This window comes from Gorillibacterium terrae, from assembly GCF_051594785.1.
Classification (GTDB): domain Bacteria; phylum Bacillota; class Bacilli; order Paenibacillales; family NBRC-103111; genus Gorillibacterium.
The window spans coordinates 1,121,264-1,139,277 of the sequence record NZ_JBPPGI010000001.1 but is presented as its reverse complement, the minus strand read 5'-3'; the positions used below and the strand labels follow the sequence as shown (position 1 = coordinate 1,139,277).

The following is an 18,014-nucleotide window of genomic DNA, read 5'->3' as shown; positions in this document are numbered from 1 at the left end:
GACTACCGTTCAGACAAGGAGATTCCCGGCATGACTCAACTGCCCGATGCTTATATTCGCCGCATGCGCGGCCAACTCGGCTCCGAGGCCGAAGCCTTCCTCGCCTCCTATTCCGATCCGCGGACGCAGGGCCTGCGCCGCAATGCGCTGAAGCTCGACGCCGCCCATCCGCTGTGGCGGCAGATCGAGGAGACCTACCGCCTGGAGCCGGTGCCCTGGTGCCCGACCGGCTTCTACTACCCCGATTCGGTCCGCCCCGGCAAAAGCGCTTGGCACGCCGCCGGCCTGTACTACATGCAGGAGCCGTCCGCCATGACCTCGGCGGAGCTGCTCGCCCCCCGGCCGGGCGAAACGGTGCTCGACCTGGCTGCGGCTCCCGGAGGAAAATCCACCCAGCTCGCCTGCCGCCTGGAAGGTCAGGGTCTGCTCATGACGAATGAAATTCACCCCGGCCGGGCCAAGATCCTGGCCGAGAACCTGGAACGCAGCGGCGTGAGGAACGCCGTGGTGACCAGCATGGCTCCTCCCGCTCTCGCCGCCCGGTTCCCGCGCTTCTTCGACCGCATCATGCTGGACGCCCCCTGCTCCGGCGAGGGGATGTTCCGCAAGGACCCGGAGGCGGCGTCCGAGTGGACCGACGCGTCGCCCGCCGCCTGCGCGGTGCGGCAGAAGGACATCCTGCGCGACGCCGTGCGCATGCTGAAGCCGGGCGGATCGCTGGCCTACTCCACCTGCACGTTCAACCGCGAGGAGAACGAAGCGGTGATCGACTGGCTGTTGGCGGAGTATCCCGCCTTCCGCCTGATCCGGATGGAGCGGATCTGGCCGCACCGGGAACGCGGAGAAGGGCATTTCGCCGCGCTGCTGCAGCTCGCGGCGGATGACGCCGGCGCGGAGGAGGTTGCGGCGCAGCCCGGGTCAGGGCGCGCCAAAGGCAAGCGAACCGGGGGAGCCTCCTCGGCCGCAGTGAAGCAGGCGCAGGAGGCGATGGCCCGGTTCCGCGAATTTGCCGCCGCGACCCTCCCCGGCTTCGCGGCCGGTCCCGGCGAGCCGGTCGTGTTCGGCGAGCAGCTGTACTTCCTGCCGCACGGGGCAGACGGCGCGTTCTCCGCGGAGCGCCTGGAAGGCGTCCGCGCGCTGCGGCCCGGCCTGCACCTGGCGGAACTCAAAAAGGGCCGGCTGGAGCCGGCCCATGCGCTTGCGTTGGCGTCGCGCCGGGAGGACGCGGCGCGGGAATATCCGCTCGGCGCGGAGGAAGACGCCGCCGCCCGGTATCTGCGCGGCGAGGCGCTGCCGGCCGTTGATTACCCCGACGGGTGGACGCTGGTCACCGTCGACGGCTTTCCGCTCGGCTGGGGCAAGGTCAGCGGCGGCCTGCTCAAGAACCATTACCCCAAGGGTCTGCGATTCGTATAGTCCGCACCAGCCGCCGCCGCACAATCGTCGCAGCCTCGTCCAACAGCGCCTCCGCTACAGCCGCGGAGGCGCTTAAGGCCGTTAGCACAAGCCCCGAGCGGCAGGTCAGCCCAATTCCCCAAAGGATACGGGAGGGGTCCGAGAAGGCAGCGGATTTCCTCAGCTCCTCCTCCAGCCGCTCCCGCTCGGCCCGTCCCAATCCGTCGCCGAATGCGTATAGGCTGCCGAGGTGACTGAATCCGTCCCACCCTCCCTTGCCGCCGGAAAATCCGCCTTCCCGGCCCGGCTCCAGCAGCAGCCGGTTGGCATAAGCCGTTTCGCCGCCTGATCGCACCTCAAGCCGGCTGTCCAACCGCCGGAACGCAAACCGCTCTCCCCGATGCAGACGCCCCGGGCAAAGCAGCTCGGTCATGAGCAAGGCGCCGCCTGGAGCCACCTCCGCTACCGTGGAGCTCCGCAGCTCCGCCTCTGCGAACAGCATCAGCGGAGGGGGACGGTATTCCAGCAAGGCGCCCGCTTCGACCCGAAGCCGCTGGTTCATCCGACAGCCTTGCGCGCGGAAGGGATGCACTTTCGTATACGACTGGCCGGTTACGAACGCCATCGCCCCGCTCTCCGCCCGCCAATCCAGCTCGTTGCGGTCGCCTTCCATCAAGCCCGGCGAAGCGTCCATCAAGCAGAGCGACAATCCGGCGCGCCTCAGCCGGGCTGTCCCGGAATCGCTCTCCGCCCATCCCAAGGCCCCTCCCCAGCCGGGGAAGGCCTTGGCGATCTTGAGCGGGTACGCATGGTCGCGCTCCCTCATAACGGTCTTCCCCCCGCACAGCGAGAACACCGCGGAGGCGCGGCCGACGACCTCAGCCACGGCTCAGTTCGGCCTCGATCCAGGCGACGATCTCGTCTAAGCCCTCTCCGGAATGCAGATTGGAGAAGATGTAAGGCAGCCCGCAGCGCATTCGCTGCGTGTCGCTCTCCATCACGGCCAAGCTCGCCCCTACATACGGCGCCAGGTCGATCTTATTGACGACGAGCAGATCGGAGCGGAGAATTCCAGGACCGCCTTTGCGGGGAAGCTTCTCCCCTTGGGCCACGTCGATGATGTAAATGAAGCGGTCGACCAGTTCGGGACTGAATGCCGCCGCCAGATTGTCTCCTCCGCTCTCCAAGAGCAGGAGCCGCAACTCCGGGAACCGCTCCTCCAGCTCCTCAATCGCCTCAGCGTTCATCGAGACGTCTTCGCGGATGGCGGTGTGCGGACAGCCGCCCGTCTCGACGCCGACGATTCTCTCGGCGGGAAGCGCTCCGCTGCGGACGAGAATCTCCGCATCTTCCTTGGTGTAGATGTCGTTCGTGATCACCGCCATGCTGTACCGGTCGGCGAGACGGCGAGCCACCTGCTCCGCCAACTTGGTCTTGCCGGAGCCGACCGGCCCGCCGATGCCGATCCTAAGCGGCCGCCCGGCCGCCGTTCCCGCCGGTCGGGCCCAGCCTTCCTCCTCGCCGTGGGCGTGGCCGGTATGATGCAGGCGGAAGCCGGCTTCTGCGGCGGCGGGCCGTCGCCGGATTCGCCCCTTTCCGTGACCCGGTGTCCATTCCATATAACGTCCCCTCTCCCCGTTAAGCTTTCTTGAATGGCTTCACGACATGAACAAGCGGCTGTGCAAAGAGGCGTGCTGCATGGCCCCGATATCGGCTGCCGGAACGGAGGCCCCCAGGTCGAGCGGGTCGCGTCCGCAGACCGCGAACCAAGACGGTTCCAGACGAGCCATAAGCGCCTTCAGCACAAGCTGCGCTTGAGTCTGCCCGATCGGCATAAGCCGAAGCGCCGATCCCACCGCTTGGGCCGCTGATGCATAGAGATAACCGCAAGCCGCTTCGTCGAGGCCGACGCCCAGGCTGCAGGCGAACCAACCGTGAACGGCAGGATAGGTCCCGATGCAGCGCTTCTCCCGGATCGCGGCCGCCAGAGGCTCCCATGCGATTTCCGGGTAGAGCCGCTCGCCCAGCCGGAGCAGGCGACTACCCATCTTCCGCAGCGCTTCCCGGCTCTCCTCGGCCGCTCGCTGAACGTAGAGCAGCCGATCGGCGCGCCAGAGCCGCTCCAGGCTGGATTCTGCCGCTGCCTCGCCGGAAGGGACGCTCCGCAAATCCCCGCTGTTCTGCGCCTCGTAAGCGGCCTTGATTACGAGGGCATCGGCAGCGGCCCAGCCGTGAACGAGCAGCGTCTGAAGGTATTCCTCCAGCTCTTCAATGGTCCGAATCCGCCCGGACTGCACCTGAGCCTCCAGACCGAAGGAATGGCTGAATCCGCCGACCGGCAGGGCCGAATCGAGGAGCTGCAAATAGGCGAACCGGGTATAGCCGGCCTTGGCGTTCATCCCTCGTCCTCCCTTCGCCCTCTCAATCAGAAGAGAAAATACAATTGGGCCATCGGCAGCCGATCCGCCGGTTCGCAGGTGAGCGCAACGCCGTCGGCCTTGACCTCGTACGTTTCCGGATCGACCTCCAGACGGGGCGTTTCCCCGTTGTGGACGAGGTCCTTCTTGCCGATGCCGCGGCAGCCCCGCACATAATCGATCCGCTTGCGCAAGCCAAGCCGTTCGGGAACTCCGGCGTCAAAAGCGGCCTTCGACACGAAGGTGATACAGCAGTCCGCCGGTTGTCCGCCGAAGGCTGCGAACATCGGGCGGGCAAACACCGGCTGCGGCGTCGGAATCGACGCGTTCGGATCGCCCATCTGCGCGAGCGCGATCGACCCGCCCTTGATCACCAGGTCCGGCTTCACCCCGAAGAAAGCCGGCGACCAGACGACCAGATCGGCCAGCTTCCCCGGCTCCACCGACCCGACAATGTGCGAAATGCCGTGGGTGATCGCCGGATTGATCGTGTACTTGGCCAAGTACCGCTTGATCCGGTGGTTGTCGCTGTACTCGGCGTCCCCTGCCAGCGGCCCTCTCTGCCGCTTCATCTTGTCGGCCGTTTGCCAGGTGCGCAGGATCGTCTCGCCGATCCGTCCCATCGCCTGCGAACCCGAGCTGACCATGGAAAAGACGCCCATATCCTGCAGCAGATCCTCCGCCGCAATCGTCTCGGGACGGATGCGCGAGTCGGCAAAGGCCACATCTTCGGGAATCCGGCTGTCCAGATGGTGGCAGACCATCAGCATATCGAGATGCTCTTCCACCGTGTTGACGGTATAGGGACGGGTAGGGTTCGTGGAGGAAGGCAGCACGTTCGGCTCGGCGGCGGCGCGGATGATGTCGGGAGCATGCCCCCCGCCCGCGCCTTCCGTGTGGTACGTGTGGATGGTTCGCCCGGCGATGGCGGCCAGCGTCGTCTCCACGAACCCGGCTTCATTCAGCGTATCGGTATGAATGGCCACCTGGACATCGTAGCGATCGGCCACACGCAGGCAAGCGTCGATCGCCGCCGGGGTGGTGCCCCAATCCTCGTGCAATTTGAGGCCGATCGCCCCCGCCTCCACCTGCTCCGCCAGCGGGGCCGCCGAGGAGCAATTCCCTTTGCCGGTAAAGCCCAGATTGACCGGAAACGCCTCCGCCGCCCGCAGCATGCGGTGCAGGTGCCAGGCGCCCGGGGTACAGGTGGTGGCATTCGTTCCGGCGGCAGGCCCGGTGCCGCCGCCGATCAGTGTCGTGATGCCGGCGGACAGCGCCGTTTCCACAAGCTGGGGACAGACGAAATGCACATGCGAATCGATTCCGCCGGCGGTAACGAGCTTCCCTTCCCCGGCAATGATCTCCGTCGAAGCCCCGACGATCAGTCCCGGCCCGACGCCGTCCATGAGGTCGGGGTTGCCCGCTTTGCCGATAGCGGAGATGCAGCCGTCCCGGATGGCGATATCCGCCTTGACGATTCCCCAATGATCGAGGATCAAGGCGTTGGTGATGACGGTATCCGCTACCCCTTCGTCCCGCGTTCGCCGGGCGGACTGCCCCATGCCGTCCCGCAGCACCTTGCCGCCCCCGAACTTGCATTCCTCCCCGTACACCGTGTAATCCTTCTCGACCCGCGCCCAAAGGCCGGTATCGGCCAGCCGGACGGCATCGCCTGCGGTCGGGCCGTACATGGCGGCATACGCTTCCCGGTCCAGCTTCACGCTTCGTCCCCCTCCTTGCCCTCTTCCGGAAGCAATTCCTCTGAGGCAACGGACGATTCTGGCCCATCGACCTCGGAAGAGCGGCCCGAACCGGCCTGCTGAGAAGCCGAAGCTTCGCCCGCCCTTCCCGGACCCGAACCCGGCTGCCGCACCGGACCGTTGGTCCGGTTGTTCAAGCCGTACACCTCCCGAAGCCCGCCGATTTCCACCAGCTCGACCGTCCTCTCCTCGCCTGGCTCGAAACGGACCGCCGTGCCGGCCGGCCGATTCAGTCTCAGGCCGATGGCCGCCGCGCGATCAAAGATCAGCGCCTCATTGACCTCATGAAAGGGATAATGCGAGCCTACTTGAATCGGACGGTCGCCGGTATGCACGACCCGCAGCACCGCCGTCCTGCGTCCGGCGTTCAGCTCGATTGGCTCGGAGCCCAAGCGGTACCCGCCGGGTACGACGGACTCCTGCTCCGAACAGTCCCGTTCGAGCGGAGTCTCCGAATCGGCATGCTCTTCACTCCCGTTCCCGGGAGAAGCAGCCGGGGAAGCTCCGTCTCCTTCCTCCGGCGGCTCCTCCGATCGCCCCTCCGGCGGAGGAGCGATCGGGTGATGGACGGTCACCAGCTTCGTGCCGTCCGGGAACGTTGCTTCCACCTGGATCTCCTGCAGCATTTCGGGAACGCCGTCCATCACCTGACCGACATGAAGCACCTGCGTTCCGAGCCGCATGAGTTCTGTTACCGACCGTCCGTCGCGCGCACCTTCCATCAGTTCGCCGGCGATCAATGCGGCGCTTTCCGGGTAGTTCAGCTTAAGCCCTCGCTCCAGTCTTCTCCTGGCCAAATCCGCAGCCAGGCTCAGCAGCAGCTTCTCCCTCTCCCGATCGGTCAATAGCACGGGCGTCCCTCCCCTAAGCCTTGGGCCAAGCGGCCTTCTATCCGAATTATATGCACCGCCTGACCGGTCAATAGCTATTCATTTCCGACAGGCGGGCGTTCACCCAAATCGCCGAACGGGGGCATTCGTCCATACGTTTTGGGAGCCCGCTCATACTATGAATTAGCCGACGACGGAAACGGGCCTTGCGCTTCGGGCGCTGCCGTTCCCTCGGCGGAACCGGCGGCGCTGAACGGCCGTTCGGCATACATTATCCCAAAGGAGGGCTTTTGCATGACGGCTGTTGCAGGTTTCGGCAGTTCCTTCGCCTTTGTTCTGGTGCTCTTCATTCTTCTGGTCATCATCCTCAAAACCTGGTACTAAGGGTTGCCCGGCGGGTCCTCCCGCGCCGCTCCTTGCGGAATAATCCGATCCACCATATAAGGTTCTGAAAGCGGAGCTTCGGGAACGATTCCAGGATCGCCGAAGCTCCCCTGAGGCGGCTGCCAGCGCAAAAAAGACCGAGTCCCAAGCAGATGATTCTGCTTCGGCTCGGCCTTTTTCGGTTGGGGGAATATCGAATCAAGCCAGCAGGTAGTTGCGGATCGCCTGGGCTACTCCGTTCTCGTTATTCGTACCGGTCACGGCATCCGCCCGGCGGATGACCTCCTCCGGCGAATTCGCCATAGCGATCCCGAGACCCGCCCATTCGAGCATTTCCACATCGTTGTAATAATTGCCGATGGCCGCCACTTCCTCCCGGGCGATTCCGAGCTGCTCGGATACGGCCTTCAGCGCGTTGCCCTTGGTGGCCTCGGGGTTGATGATATCGATGAAGTACAAGCCGCTGCGAATGCAGCGCAGCGGACAGCCGATGGAGTCCCAATCGCGCTCCACCCGGTCCATCTGCTCCTCGGTGCCGAACAGCGTAAATTTGACCTTCGGCTCGTCCACGTTCGCCACATCCGGAATGACTGTGGGAATCTGGGAGAACTTCTCGTACATCGCCTTCTCCTCGTCGGTCAGATGCTCGACGTAGAGATCGAAGGGCGTGCATAGGTCATAGTGAATGTTGGTTTCCCGGCAATAATCGACGAGCGGCTTCAAGTCGCGGAATTCGATGCGAAAATCGCTCAGCACCTTGCGTTCCGCCGCCTCGACCACCGTCGCTCCGTTATGGGTAATCATAAATCCGCCGGTGCCGAGCTGCTCGTATACCGGAAGGGCGCTCAGGGGACCTCTGCCTGTGCAGAGGAGAACCGTAACGCCCTGTTCATGCAATTCGCGCACGGCCGAACGGTTCTCTTCGGTGAGCTCGTGATCGTCGGTCAGCAAGGTTCCGTCCACGTCGAGCGCGATCAGTTTCCAGTTCAAGGGGTTCTCAATCCTTCCGTTTCTTCCGCCGTCAGTTCGCGGTATTCCCCGAGACCCAAGCCCTCGTCGAGGACGAGCGGTCCCATGGACAGCCGCTTCAGGTACATCACCTGCTTGCCGACGGACTGGAACATTCTCTTGACTTGATGAAATTTGCCTTCATGGATCGTCAGCCGGATGCGGGACAGGTGCCCCGATTCCGGTTCAGCCGCTTCCTCGATCGTCAGCTCGGCCGGCAGGGTGAGGTAGCCGTCGTCCAGCTCGACTCCCCGGCGGAAGGCCTCCCGATCCGCCTCGGTGACGAGCCCGAGCACCTCCGCATAATACGTTTTCGGCACATGCTTCTTCGGCGACAGCAGCCGGTGCGCCAGCTTGCCGTCGTTGGTGAGGAGCAGCAGCCCCTCCGTGTCCTTGTCGAGCCTTCCTACCGGAAAGAGCTCGTAATGGGCATACTCTTCGCCGATCAGCTCCAGGACCGTGCGGTCGCGGTTGTCTTCCGTAGCGGAGACATAGCCGGGCGGCTTGTGCAGCATGAGATAGACAAATTCGCGGTAATCGACCCGCTGTCCGTCCGCCTCGATCGTATCGCTGCCGGGATCGACCTGCTGGCCGCTGTCCTTCGCGGGCTTGCCGTTGACGAGGACGAGCCCCTTCTTGACCAGCTCCTTGATTTCCCGGCGGCTGCCGAATCCGGCGTGGGCCAGAATTTTATCCAAACGCTCCGTCGTCTTCATGAATTCTCCTTCGGGCTAATGTTCCCGCTCATGCTTCGGCGGCGGGTCCAACGCCAGCCGGTCCACCTCGGCGGCAAGCGCCGGGTCGAGGATATCGATCGTCAGATCGTGGAAGGGAAACCGCTCCGGCTCTTCCGTCCGCAGCGCTTCCTCCACCCCGGCCAGGTAGTCCGCACTCTCGCGCCGCAGCTTCGCCAGGTCGATGCCGAGCGAATCCGGCGGATAGGGAGCAAGCTTCTGCAGCGCGCCGGTAAACAGCTTGAACGCGCCGTTCAGGTTGCCGTTCCGATGGTGGTACAAGCCGACGGCCACCTGAAGCAGCCCTTGATAGAGCAAGTTTCGGCCCTCCCGGAGCCACAGCTCCTCCAGCACCTCGTGGCACTCGAAATAATCGCGGTCCCGGTTAAAATAATGCAGATGTTGGATATACAGAGGGTCATAGGGCATGGAAGCTACCTCCCTTCAAAATCCCGCTTGGCCCGCTCGATGGCGTTTTCCATATCGTCCGAAAGCTGCTTCAGGCCCCAGATGTTCTCGTTCTCCCACAGCTCGTTGAAGCGGAGCTGAAACTGGGCGGCGTCGCGCACCCGGCGGTAGAAGTACAGCTTCTGAATTTGATTGAGCAGCGAATTGATCAGGTTGGAGCGGTCCTCGAACAGCTTCTGGCTCTCGGTGATGTCGTCACGGATGCTGGACATTTCCCGGTCGAGCAGATTGGCCGCTTCGGCGGCTTTGCTGAGGCGCATTTTGACGTCCTCGGGCAGCTCGCCCTTGTATTTATAATTGAGGGAATGCTCGATCGTCGCCCAAAAATTCATCGCCAGCGTGCGAATCTGGATCTCCGCGAGGATCGGCTTCATGCCGAGTGCGGACTGCACCGGGTATTCGACGATCATATGGTAGCTGCGATAGCCGCTCTCTTTTTTGTTCGTAATGTAGTCCTTGAAGTAGAGGACCTTCATGTCGTGGCGGTGGCGGATCAGGTCGGCCATCCGCTCGATGTCCTCCATGAACTGGCACATGATTCGAATGCCCGCGATATCCTCAATGCCCGTCTCGAGCTGATCCATCGGGACATTCAGCCGCTTGGCTTTGTCCAGAATGCTGGAGATCCGCTTCACCCGGCCGGTCACGAACTCGATCGGCGAATATTCCTCGCGCTTCTTCAGTTCGGAACGGAGCAGCTTGAATTTCACCTTCAGCTCCTCCACCGCCTGCTCATAGGGAAGCAAAAACTTGTTCCAGTCTCTTCCGTCCATCGTCCGTTCTCCTTCCGCTAATGACTCACCGGTTGCCGCTTCCCACCGCTTCGCCGATTCGGGCAAAGCCGTCCGCCCGAAGCCGGGCGGCGAGGCCGTCGTTCAGCCTCCTCAGGAGCTCCGGTCCTTCATAGATCATTGCCGTGTAAATCTCGACCAGGCTCGCTCCGGCCCGAATCCGTTCGTAGGCGTCGTCGGCATCGAAGATGCCCCCCGAGCCGATCAGCGGAATCCGTCCGCCGGTTGTCCGGTAGAGGCGGCGAAGCACCTCAAGCGATCGTTTGGCGAGCGGTCGGCCGCTTAAGCCCCCGGCCTCGCCCGCATTCGCATGGGTCAGTCCGCCTCGGTCGAGGGTGGTGTTGGCGGCGATCATGCCGCTTATCCCGGACTGAAGCGCCGTCTCGGCCAACTGCTCCAACTCGCCGTCGGTCAGGTCGGGCGCGATCTTCAGCACCACGGCTTTTTCCGGCATGCCGCGCCGGTTCGCTTCTTGGCCGATCTGGTCGCGGACGGCCGCCAACAGCAGTCGGAGCTCGTCTCCGTGCTGCAGGCTCCTCAGCCCCGGCGTGTTCGGCGAACTGATATTCACGGCGAACCAGTCGGCCTCGTCGTACAATTCGCGGATGCAGGCGCGATAATCCTCCGCTGCCCGCTCGCTTGGCGTATCCTTGTTCTTGCCGATATTGACGCATACGGGAACAGGCCGCCGTTTCAGCCGGCCGAGCTCATGCTTCATCGCGGCGGCTCCGTCGTTGTTGAAGCCCATCCGGTTGATCAGGGCTCCATCCTCCGGCAGCCGGTACAGCCGCGGCTTGGCGTTGCCCGGCTGAGGCCGGGGAGTCACCGTTCCGACTTCGAGGAAGCCGAAGCCGATGGCCGCGAGGCCGGGTACCGCGACGGCGTTCTTGTCGAGGCCGGCCGCGAGACCGACGGGGTTCGGAAATTCGCAGCCCCACAGCTCCACGCGCAGCTCCGGACGCTCCTGAACCCCGTAGAGGGCGTGCATGAGCGGCAGCATGCCGGGAACGGCCGCCGCCGCGGAGAGTCCGGCGATCGTGAGGTGATGGGCTTTCTCCGGGTCCATTCTAAACAGCAAGGGCTTAGCCGCCCATCGGTACAGCAATCGGGTTCCTCCTTCACCATCCGGGTCTATCGTTCGCTTTTTCAATTATTGCTCCCTCGAATCAGTTTATTCTTTTACGGCCGAAAAGAAAAGGCGGAAGAAGAGGAATTCCTTCCGCCCTGCGGCAAAGAAGCGAGCGAGCGCGCCGGCTGCACCGAAAAAAACGCTGCTAAAACGCTTTCTTCTATGATAAAATGGAGCAAGACGCTCTAGAGCGGCAAGCGATTAACCAGTCGGATGAAGGATGGTGCCCGGGATGAACAAGAAACCGAATTATGCCAAGCGTTATCAAAAGGAAGAGCCGAACAAGAAGGCGATCATCTGGGTCAGTTCCATCGCCGGAGCCTTCGTGATTCTGATGATCCTTCTCTTGATCTTCTTCTAAAGCGCACACCGAATATCTCGTTAATCCAACCAGCGGTAAATCTTGGCCGGGTTCGTCTCCTGCGCTTCGGCGGGCAGACGGAACCGGCTTTTTGCGCGCACCGGTTCGTTCGGAAGCGTCCCCGCCCCAATCGTCACGCGGGTTCCCAGCGGGACCAGATCGAACAGCTCCTCCACGTCCTCCCGGTCCATTCGGATGCAGCCGAGCGATTCGTCCTTGCCGATCGAATCCGGTTCATCGGTGCCGTGGATGGCGTAATCGGTTGCCGAGAGCGTCATGCCCCGGCTGCCGAAATCCCCGTCGCTGCGGCCGTTCGGGTTCCGGACCTTCTCGCTGACGGCAAACACGCCTTCCGGCGTTCGCTTGCCCCCGAGCCCGACGGGATAATTGCGCAGCAGCACCCGCCCGCTGACCACGGCCAGCCGGTGGCTGCGCTTGTCGACGATGATTTCGAGCGGCTGCTGCAGCGGAGTCGGCGAGTCTGCCCGGACGGCGGGAGACGGTGAGCCTCCGCCTGCAGGAGAAGGAGACTTCGATCCTCCCGGCGGGCTCGGGCTGGCGGTGTTCGCCGGAGGCCCGCTCTGTCCGCCGTCGTTCTCCCCGCCGGTCCCCTGCCGGGCGGACAGAACGGGCCAGTACCGCCTCATCGTGTCCGTTAAGCCCGACAGGCGGTTATGGGGATAATCCCCCGCCAGTACCTCCGCGGCGGGAGGCAGCTTGCCCTCGGCCTCGCGGTAGGCGGAGGCCGCGCTGCGCAGAACCGCCCGCTCCAGCTCCTGCGAGAGCCAAGCGGAAGCCCGCTTGGCCGCCTGATCCGCACCGTCGTCGGCCTCGCAGGCGCAGACCGCCCGGTCGTAGTAGCGGACCTCGGCGGCTCCCGAGCCGCTTCCCGCCGCTTCCACCAGCGGGCGGGGGGACAGGGTCCACAGCAGCCATTTGCCGTCTGCGGACACCGGGACCTCCGCCAGCAGCGCGGCTTCCCCGCTGTCCGGCGGCTGCAGCAGCAGGCTTCCCGCCGCCCGCTCGGCCTCGCCCTTTGCCGCGCCTTTGCCGAGGAACTGGACGCCCCCGAGCCTGCGGGCGGCCGAATCCGTTCCGGGCGTCGCGGGGGAAGCGGAGGGCTTCGCCGAATCGGCCGACGGGGCGGGTTCAGCCGATTCGCCGGGCGGAGCTGCGGCTTCCCGGCCCGGAGCGTGGAGCCCCGGCGAGATCAGAAGGCCCGCCGCCAGGAGCAGCGCCACGGCCGCAAGCCGCAGACGCCGGGAGAGGGACTTCGCCGTACTCGGCAGCTCCTCCTCGGAGGGAGCTCCCGTCCCCGTCCTCGCAGCGGCACGACCTTCCCCCGCATCGGTTGCTTCCGGTACGGCACCTCCCGGCGCGCCGTTATCGTCGGCCGGCGCATTTGCGGCGTCCAGCCGCATCGCTTCTTCTTCCACGGTAGCCGGAAGCTTTTTCTTCTCGTAAGCCTCGAAGATTTCACCAGCCTTGGCGTAGCAGAACATCGCTTTCTTGGCTTTGCCCGATTCCTCGTATTGGCGGCCCAGCAGGTACCACCCCATCTTGTTGTCGGGGTGGTCTTTTACGAATTGCTTCAGGTGCTGAAGATCTTCCTTCACTCTTCATTCCCCCTGTCTACTCTTTGTATCGGCGGCTGAGCCGCTTTTATTGAACCGGCTTCTTCCGCGTTAGTCCGACAGGGGGCGTTAGGACCGCCATCGTTCCTCAAAAAAGCAAATGACGACCGATAGGTCGCCATTTGAGAATCGCACTCGTATAAACGGAAAGCCAACGAACGAATCGGGTCCGTTATTTATTGAAGGGGGCGTCGGCTACTTTAATCGAATCGGTCGGGCAGCCGTCCTGGGCGTCTTGAAGATCGTCGTGAAGGTCTTCCGGAATCTCCGTTACCCCATGATTGCCGTCTCCGGCATAAATCACTTCCGCCAGGCCGTCGTCATCGTAATCGTAAATGTCCGGTGCCGTCGCTCCGCAAGCGCCGCAGGCGATGCAGGTGTCTTTGTCCACCCAACTATATTTAGCCATCGGTCTACTCCTCCTAAATGGTATCCTCTAAGTCCACCTTCACTATAAACCAATTCCCGAGCAAGTTCAATTCCTTGTCACAATTGAGAAAGCCTCTCATCGGGTTTAGCTGCTAGAAACAGATTGTGGAGACTGGTCCCTAACTGATAAGGATCGTCGCTCACGGTAAATTGGTAGTCGAGCCAGCCTTCGAGCAAATCCCCTTCCAGATCGTTGACTACGCCGTGGAGCAGAGGGGCGATGCCGTCCGCGGCCGCATGCCCAAGCTTGCGAATACCGAACGAGGCCATGAACGTTTCCATTTCCCCGGGGCTCGAATGAACAAAGCAGCCGTCGGGAATAGCGCCGGGGCCTGCCTGTGAAAAGATTTCCGCCGGAGGATGCATAAGCAGAATGTCAGGGTTCCGAAGTAGCTTATTCAAGTAAACCCCCGCCCGGTTGACGTAGCCCACGGCCAAAATTCCCCCCGGCCGAAGCACGCGCAGGCATTCCGCTATGCAGGACCGGCGATCCTCCTCGTCCGCCAAATGGTAGAGCGGCCCCAGACAGAGGACCGCATCGAAGGTGCCCTCCGCCCAGGCCGATAAATCGCGGGCATCGCCCAGAACGGGCTTCAGCTCCGTTAGTCCGCGATTCGCCGCCTTTTCGCGCAGACGGTCTACATGCTTGGGCGTCACATCAAGCGCGGTCACCCCATGGCCCCGTTCGGCCAGCCAGCAGGAGTACCGTCCGGTTCCCGCGCCGACCTCCAGCACGGCCTTCGGGCTCGTCAAGTACGGCTCCAGCCATCGGACCGTCGTGGAAAACTCGGTGTAATGATAGTTGTCCTTCACCAATCGGCTCTCTTCATCATACGTGTCGTAATAGTCCCAAATCGCGTTCATCGACATCGTCTCCCCTGAAAAGATCATTTCTCCGATTCCTTGTCCCTCGCGCCCTTCCGCAGATGATCCATCTGCAGCGAGGTGCCGCGGACCTTGTGGTTGCGGATCAGCGCGGAAGGATCTTCTCCGAGCATGCCCGCCGTGAGAATCGCGCTCTCGCCGAATTTGTCGCGGATGCGGTCCATGGTCTCCGTGAGTTGCTCCTTCTTCGGCTGCTGCTCGTAGTCGAAGAGATCGAGCTGGAAGGCGGCCTCCGCCTTCGGCTGCAGGTGCATCAGGGTGATGCCGAGCAGCCGAACCGGCTTGCCGGCCGGCCAGTGCTTCTCGAACAGCCGGCAGGCCTCCCGGTATACGACGTCGAAGCTCTCGGTCGGCATGTCCAGGGTGAGCGCCCGGGTGATGGTCTTCATGTTCGGGTCGCGGATCGTGATCGAGACGGTGGACGCCACCAGTCCCTGTCGCCGCATCCGCCGGGCGGTCTGATCGGCGAGGTTGAGGAAGACTCGGCGAATGTCGTCCGGCTCGGTGAAATCGAGCGGCAGCGTCGTCGTGTGTCCGACGGATTTGCTCGCTTCCCGCACCGGATTGACCGGCGACTCGTCCACCCCCTGCGCCGCCTGCTTGAGCCAAGCTCCCAGCACGCCGAACTCGGCGGTCAGCAGCGGAAGCTCCGCCTTCGCCAGATCGCCGATGGTCGGGATGTTCAGGCGGGCAAGCTTCTCGGCCGTCTTCCGGCCGACGCCGTACAGCGTATCGCACGGCTTGTCCCACAGCAGGCGCGGCACGTCCCGGCGCCGCAGCACGGTGAGGCCGTTCGGCTTCTTCATGTCGGAAGCGATCTTGGCGAGCAGCTTGTTCGGGGCAACCCCGATCGAGCAGGGAAGCTGCAAATCTCCCAGGATGCGGCTCTGAATCTCGGAAGCGATGGCGAGCGGCGTGCCGAACTGCTTCGAGCCGGTGATGTCGAGAAAGCACTCGTCGATCGAGACGGCCTCCAGGAGGGGGCTGTAGCTGCCGGCAATCTCCATAAAACGGCGGGAAAACCGCCGGTACAGATGAAAATCGGGCTGGATGACGATCAGCTCGGGACACAGCTTAAGCCCTTGCCCCACCTGCATCCCGGTCTTGACGCCCTTCGCCCTCGCCGGATAAGAGGAGGTGACGATGATGCCCCTGCGCAGCTCCACGCTGCCCGCCACGGCCACCGGCTTGCCGCGGTACTTTTCGGGCTCGACCGCTTCGTGGACCGAGCAATAGAAGGCGTTCATGTCGATATGCAGGATGACCCGTCCCCGTTTCGGATAGGCTTCCGCAGGCGAATCCACGGCCCCTCCCCCCTTCTGACCCTCTTTCTTTCAGCATACCGCCGACGAAAAAGCCGGTCAAGGAAGCTTTTCCTCCGCATTTTCATAAAAAAAGTACCGGTTTCCCGATGCTTCCGCAGGCGAATGTGTTATAATAATGAAAATTTTCGCACGAAACTTTCCACAAGGAACAGGAGGAAGCGGACATGGCCGGGATCATTTCGGTGTTTGATACGACATTGCGCGACGGAACTCAAGGAGAGGGCATCAGCCTGTCCGCCGAGGACAAGATCAAGATTGCCCAGAAGCTGGATGCGCTCGGCGTCCGCTACATCGAAGGCGGTAACCCCGGAAGCAATGGGAAGGATATGGAGTTCTTCAAACGGGCGGGCAGGCTCGGGCTGAACGCACGGCTTACCGCTTTTGGCAGCACCCGGCGCAAGGACTCCTCTGCGGAGAAGGACGCCAGCCTGCTGTCCATTCTCGAGGCGAAGGTGCCGACCGCGAGCCTGGTCGGCAAATCGTGGGATTTCCACGTCCACACGGCGCTGCAAACCACCCTGGAGGAAAATTTGGCGATGATCGCAGACTCCATCCGGTTCCTCAAGCGGGCGGGCATGGAGGTCAGCTTTGACGCGGAGCACTTCTTTGACGGTTTCAAGCACAACCGCGATTATGCGCTGTCGGTGCTGCGCACCGCAGCCGAAGCGGGAGCGGATTGGCTCGTGCTGTGCGACACCAACGGCGGCACCATGCCGGGAGAAGTCCAGCAGATCGTCTCGGCGGCGGCCGAGCTGTCCGTTCCCATCGGCATTCACACCCACAACGACTGCGAGCTGGCGGTCGCCAATGCCCTCAGTGCGGTTCAGGCCGGCGCCCGGATGGTCCAAGGCACCATCAACGGCTACGGCGAGCGCTGCGGCAACGCCAACCTCTGCTCGGTGCTGCCCAACCTGCAGCTCAAGCTCGGCTTCGCTTGTCTGCCGGAGGGTAACCTCAAGCACCTCGCCGCCACCGCTCGATACGTAAGTGAGATCGCCAACGCGCACATGCCGCTCAACCAGCCTTATGTCGGCGGATCCGCCTTTGCCCACAAGGGCGGCATCCACGTGTCGGCGATCCTCAAGGATTCGAAGACCTACGAGCATGTTGAGCCGGAGAGCGTCGGCAACAAGCGCCGGGTGCTCGTCTCCGAGCTGGCCGGCCAGAGCAACGTGCTGTTCAAGGCGCAGGAGCTCGGCCTGAACCTCGACCTGGAGAACGCCGGCACCCAGGCCACGATCGCCCGGATCAAGGAATTGGAGCATCAGGGGTATCAGTTCGAGGGTGCCGACGCTTCGCTCGAGCTGTTGCTGCGGCAGGCCTCGGGCGAAGTCACCGAGGTCTTCTCCATCGAGTCGTTCAAGCTGCTGGTGGAGAAGGTCGGAGACCACTCGATCGCGTCCGAAGCCATCGTCAAGGTCAGGGTCGACGGCGAGACGGTCTATACGGCGGCGGAAGGCAACGGTCCGGTGAACGCCTTGGACAACGCGCTCCGCAAGGCGCTCATGAAGTCCTACCCCGCGCTGCGCGATATGCATCTGTCCGACTATAAGGTTCGGGTGATCAATGAAAAAGACGCCACCGCCGCCAAGGTCCGCGTTCTCGTGGAATCGAGCGACCTCTCCCACTCCTGGAGCACGGTCGGCGTATCGGAGAACGTCATCGAGGCAAGCTGGCAGGCGCTGTTGGACAGTATCCGGTTTGCCCTGATCGGCCAGCAACCGGTTCCCGGGAAGTCCGAGGATTCCCAGGAACGGGTCGGCATCGTCAACCTTTGAGCCACTCGGCGATCTTCGGCTCCCATTGGGCAGAATCCAGTAAGTAGAACGCGTCCCGGATCACCCCGTCCTTTCCGATCAGGAAGGTGGTGGGCAACCCCCGGACGCGATAGAGACGGGTCGCTTCTCCCTGTTCGTCGAGCAGGACGGGGAAAGCGTACCCGTTTTTTGCGGCAAAGGCGGCCGCTTCCGCGCGGCTGTCCTGCGCGGTGACGTTCACCGCGTACATCTCGATGCGGTCGCCGAATGTCCGGTGAATTCGGACCAGATCGGCCGCCTCCTCCCCGCAGGGCGGACAGCTCGAATCCCAGAAGTTGAGCAGGAGCGGCTTCTCCCTGGCCCCGCCGATCCGGTACTCGCTGCCGTCCAACCCTTTAAGCGATACCACCGGAGCCTGCAGCCCGGGACGCGGCTCTGTCCGCGGCTTCGCCGCAACCGCCGCCTTCGCGGCTTCCCTCCCGCCGATCTCCCGGTCCGCCGCCTTCGCCTCCCGGACGAATCCATTCGCCGCAAGAGCGGCAGCCAAGCCCAGCAGCAAGATACGCTTGTTCCATCGCGGCCGTTTCATCGTCAATGGCCCCCTCGCTCTCAAGATGTTGACCATTCTCTCCAAAACCTTCCGAATTATCCCCCTTGGAATGCGGCTGCTCCCGGATGGAGATAGTAGGGGTACGCCTGTTTGAAGG

Annotated in this window: 19 protein-coding genes; 4 read left to right on the top strand and 15 right to left on the bottom strand. The window is 63.3% G+C overall.

Annotation, left to right across the window (positions count from 1 at the left end; all coding sequences use genetic code 11):
• The first annotated feature begins 30 nt into the window (after window positions 1–30).
• Window positions 31–1,416: an RsmF rRNA methyltransferase first C-terminal domain-containing protein gene (locus ACSEXS_RS04960; protein WP_438432062.1), complete on the top strand. Its 1,386-nt coding sequence runs from the start codon at window positions 31–33 to the stop codon at window positions 1,414–1,416.
• Here ACSEXS_RS04960 and ACSEXS_RS04955 read toward each other — a convergent pair.
• From ACSEXS_RS04955 to ACSEXS_RS04935, 5 genes are read right to left on the bottom strand one after another with little or no spacing between them, the layout of a single operon-like run.
• Window positions 1,379–2,281, bottom strand: a complete 903-nt coding sequence (locus tag ACSEXS_RS04955; RefSeq protein ID WP_500796479.1) for an urease accessory protein UreD — start codon at window positions 2,279–2,281, stop codon at window positions 1,379–1,381. The genes ACSEXS_RS04960 and ACSEXS_RS04955 overlap by 38 nt on opposite strands.
• The gene (ureG, locus tag ACSEXS_RS04950) at window positions 2,274–3,014 is read right to left on the bottom strand and encodes an urease accessory protein UreG (protein WP_438432060.1); all 741 of its coding nucleotides are present in this window, start codon (window positions 3,012–3,014) and stop codon (window positions 2,274–2,276) included. Before ureG ends, ACSEXS_RS04955 begins: the two co-directional genes overlap by 8 nt.
• A gap of 39 nt (window positions 3,015–3,053) precedes the next feature.
• Complete coding sequence (locus ACSEXS_RS04945; protein WP_438432059.1) at window positions 3,054–3,794, bottom strand: urease accessory protein UreF; 741 nt, start codon at window positions 3,792–3,794, stop codon at window positions 3,054–3,056.
• A gap of 26 nt (window positions 3,795–3,820) precedes the next feature.
• A complete protein-coding gene (ureC, locus tag ACSEXS_RS04940) occupies window positions 3,821–5,503 on the bottom strand; it encodes an urease subunit alpha (RefSeq protein ID WP_438433088.1) in 1,683 nt (560 codons plus the stop codon).
• Between the two features lie 26 nt (window positions 5,504–5,529).
• Window positions 5,530–6,423 carry an urease subunit gamma gene (locus tag ACSEXS_RS04935; RefSeq protein ID WP_438432058.1) on the bottom strand — a complete coding sequence of 298 codons (894 nt, stop codon included), beginning with the start codon at window positions 6,421–6,423 and terminating at the stop codon, window positions 5,530–5,532.
• Window positions 6,424–6,696: 273 nt separating this feature from the next.
• On the opposite strand from ACSEXS_RS04935, the gene ACSEXS_RS04930 reads away from it, so the two are divergent.
• Window positions 6,697–6,786, top strand: a complete 90-nt coding sequence (locus ACSEXS_RS04930; RefSeq protein WP_438432057.1) for a YjcZ family sporulation protein — start codon at window positions 6,697–6,699, stop codon at window positions 6,784–6,786.
• A gap of 198 nt (window positions 6,787–6,984) precedes the next feature.
• Here the strand turns inward: ACSEXS_RS04930 and ACSEXS_RS04925 are convergent, their stop codons facing one another.
• From ACSEXS_RS04925 to ACSEXS_RS04905, 5 genes are read right to left on the bottom strand one after another with little or no spacing between them, the layout of a single operon-like run.
• Window positions 6,985–7,776 (bottom strand): Cof-type HAD-IIB family hydrolase, encoded by a 792-nt coding sequence (locus ACSEXS_RS04925; RefSeq protein WP_438432056.1) that lies wholly within the window; start codon window positions 7,774–7,776, stop codon window positions 6,985–6,987.
• Window positions 7,773–8,510: a pseudouridine synthase gene (locus tag ACSEXS_RS04920; protein ID WP_438432055.1), complete on the bottom strand. Its 738-nt coding sequence runs from the start codon at window positions 8,508–8,510 to the stop codon at window positions 7,773–7,775. Before ACSEXS_RS04920 ends, ACSEXS_RS04925 begins: the two co-directional genes overlap by 4 nt.
• Window positions 8,511–8,525: 15 nt before the next feature.
• Window positions 8,526–8,957: a DUF309 domain-containing protein gene (locus ACSEXS_RS04915; RefSeq protein ID WP_438432054.1), complete on the bottom strand. Its 432-nt coding sequence runs from the start codon at window positions 8,955–8,957 to the stop codon at window positions 8,526–8,528.
• 5 nt (window positions 8,958–8,962) lie between these two features.
• A complete protein-coding gene (gene yjbM / locus ACSEXS_RS04910; protein WP_438432053.1) occupies window positions 8,963–9,769 on the bottom strand; it encodes a GTP diphosphokinase in 807 nt (268 codons plus the stop codon).
• A gap of 25 nt (window positions 9,770–9,794) precedes the next feature.
• The gene (locus ACSEXS_RS04905; RefSeq protein ID WP_438432052.1) at window positions 9,795–10,892 is read right to left on the bottom strand and encodes a quinone-dependent dihydroorotate dehydrogenase; all 1,098 of its coding nucleotides are present in this window, start codon (window positions 10,890–10,892) and stop codon (window positions 9,795–9,797) included.
• Between the two features lie 256 nt (window positions 10,893–11,148).
• Here ACSEXS_RS04905 and ACSEXS_RS04900 point away from each other — a divergent pair, with 256 nt between their 5' ends.
• Window positions 11,149–11,277, top strand: coding sequence for a hypothetical protein (locus tag ACSEXS_RS04900; RefSeq protein ID WP_438432051.1), 129 nt, complete (start codon window positions 11,149–11,151; stop codon window positions 11,275–11,277).
• Between the two features lie 20 nt (window positions 11,278–11,297).
• Here the strand turns inward: ACSEXS_RS04900 and ACSEXS_RS04895 are convergent, their stop codons facing one another.
• The 4 genes from ACSEXS_RS04895 to ACSEXS_RS04880 form a co-directional block, all read right to left on the bottom strand.
• Window positions 11,298–12,836 (bottom strand): L,D-transpeptidase, encoded by a 1,539-nt coding sequence (locus tag ACSEXS_RS04895; RefSeq protein ID WP_438433087.1) that lies wholly within the window; start codon window positions 12,834–12,836, stop codon window positions 11,298–11,300.
• A 247-nt stretch (window positions 12,837–13,083) separates the two neighbouring features.
• Window positions 13,084–13,320 carry a ferredoxin gene (locus tag ACSEXS_RS04890; RefSeq protein WP_438432050.1) on the bottom strand — a complete coding sequence of 79 codons (237 nt, stop codon included), beginning with the start codon at window positions 13,318–13,320 and terminating at the stop codon, window positions 13,084–13,086.
• Window positions 13,321–13,397: 77 nt separating this feature from the next.
• Window positions 13,398–14,204: a class I SAM-dependent methyltransferase gene (locus ACSEXS_RS04885; RefSeq protein ID WP_438432049.1), complete on the bottom strand. Its 807-nt coding sequence runs from the start codon at window positions 14,202–14,204 to the stop codon at window positions 13,398–13,400.
• A gap of 23 nt (window positions 14,205–14,227) precedes the next feature.
• Window positions 14,228–15,529, bottom strand: coding sequence for a DNA polymerase IV (locus tag ACSEXS_RS04880; protein ID WP_438432048.1), 1,302 nt, complete (start codon window positions 15,527–15,529; stop codon window positions 14,228–14,230).
• Between the two features lie 185 nt (window positions 15,530–15,714).
• Here ACSEXS_RS04880 and cimA point away from each other — a divergent pair, with 185 nt between their 5' ends.
• Window positions 15,715–17,328, top strand: a complete 1,614-nt coding sequence (gene cimA, locus ACSEXS_RS04875) for a citramalate synthase (protein ID WP_438432047.1) — start codon at window positions 15,715–15,717, stop codon at window positions 17,326–17,328.
• Here cimA and ACSEXS_RS04870 read toward each other — a convergent pair.
• Window positions 17,318–17,896, bottom strand: coding sequence for a TlpA family protein disulfide reductase (locus ACSEXS_RS04870; protein ID WP_438432046.1), 579 nt, complete (start codon window positions 17,894–17,896; stop codon window positions 17,318–17,320). The genes cimA and ACSEXS_RS04870 overlap by 11 nt on opposite strands.
• Between the last annotated feature and the right edge of the window lie 118 nt (window positions 17,897–18,014).

Coding starts and splice junctions, on each gene's coding strand:
- ACSEXS_RS04960 (WP_438432062.1), top strand. CDS start 31: ATGACTCAACTGCCCGATGCTTATATTCGCCGCATGCGCGGCCAACTC.
- ureG (WP_438432060.1), bottom strand. CDS start 3,014: ATGGAATGGACACCGGGTCACGGAAAGGGGCGAATCCGGCGACGGCCC.
- ACSEXS_RS04945 (WP_438432059.1), bottom strand. CDS start 3,794: ATGAACGCCAAGGCCGGCTATACCCGGTTCGCCTATTTGCAGCTCCTC.
- ureC (WP_438433088.1), bottom strand. CDS start 5,503: ATGTACGGCCCGACCGCAGGCGATGCCGTCCGGCTGGCCGATACCGGC.
- ACSEXS_RS04930 (WP_438432057.1), top strand. CDS start 6,697: ATGACGGCTGTTGCAGGTTTCGGCAGTTCCTTCGCCTTTGTTCTGGTG.
- ACSEXS_RS04920 (WP_438432055.1), bottom strand. CDS start 8,510: ATGAAGACGACGGAGCGTTTGGATAAAATTCTGGCCCACGCCGGATTC.
- ACSEXS_RS04915 (WP_438432054.1), bottom strand. CDS start 8,957: ATGCCCTATGACCCTCTGTATATCCAACATCTGCATTATTTTAACCGG.
- yjbM (WP_438432053.1), bottom strand. CDS start 9,769: ATGGACGGAAGAGACTGGAACAAGTTTTTGCTTCCCTATGAGCAGGCG.
- ACSEXS_RS04900 (WP_438432051.1), top strand. CDS start 11,149: ATGAACAAGAAACCGAATTATGCCAAGCGTTATCAAAAGGAAGAGCCG.
- ACSEXS_RS04895 (WP_438433087.1), bottom strand. CDS start 12,836: ATGGGGTGGTACCTGCTGGGCCGCCAATACGAGGAATCGGGCAAAGCC.
- ACSEXS_RS04890 (WP_438432050.1), bottom strand. CDS start 13,320: ATGGCTAAATATAGTTGGGTGGACAAAGACACCTGCATCGCCTGCGGC.
- ACSEXS_RS04885 (WP_438432049.1), bottom strand. CDS start 14,204: ATGAACGCGATTTGGGACTATTACGACACGTATGATGAAGAGAGCCGA.
- cimA (WP_438432047.1), top strand. CDS start 15,715: ATGGCCGGGATCATTTCGGTGTTTGATACGACATTGCGCGACGGAACT.
- ACSEXS_RS04870 (WP_438432046.1), bottom strand. CDS start 17,896: ATGAAACGGCCGCGATGGAACAAGCGTATCTTGCTGCTGGGCTTGGCT.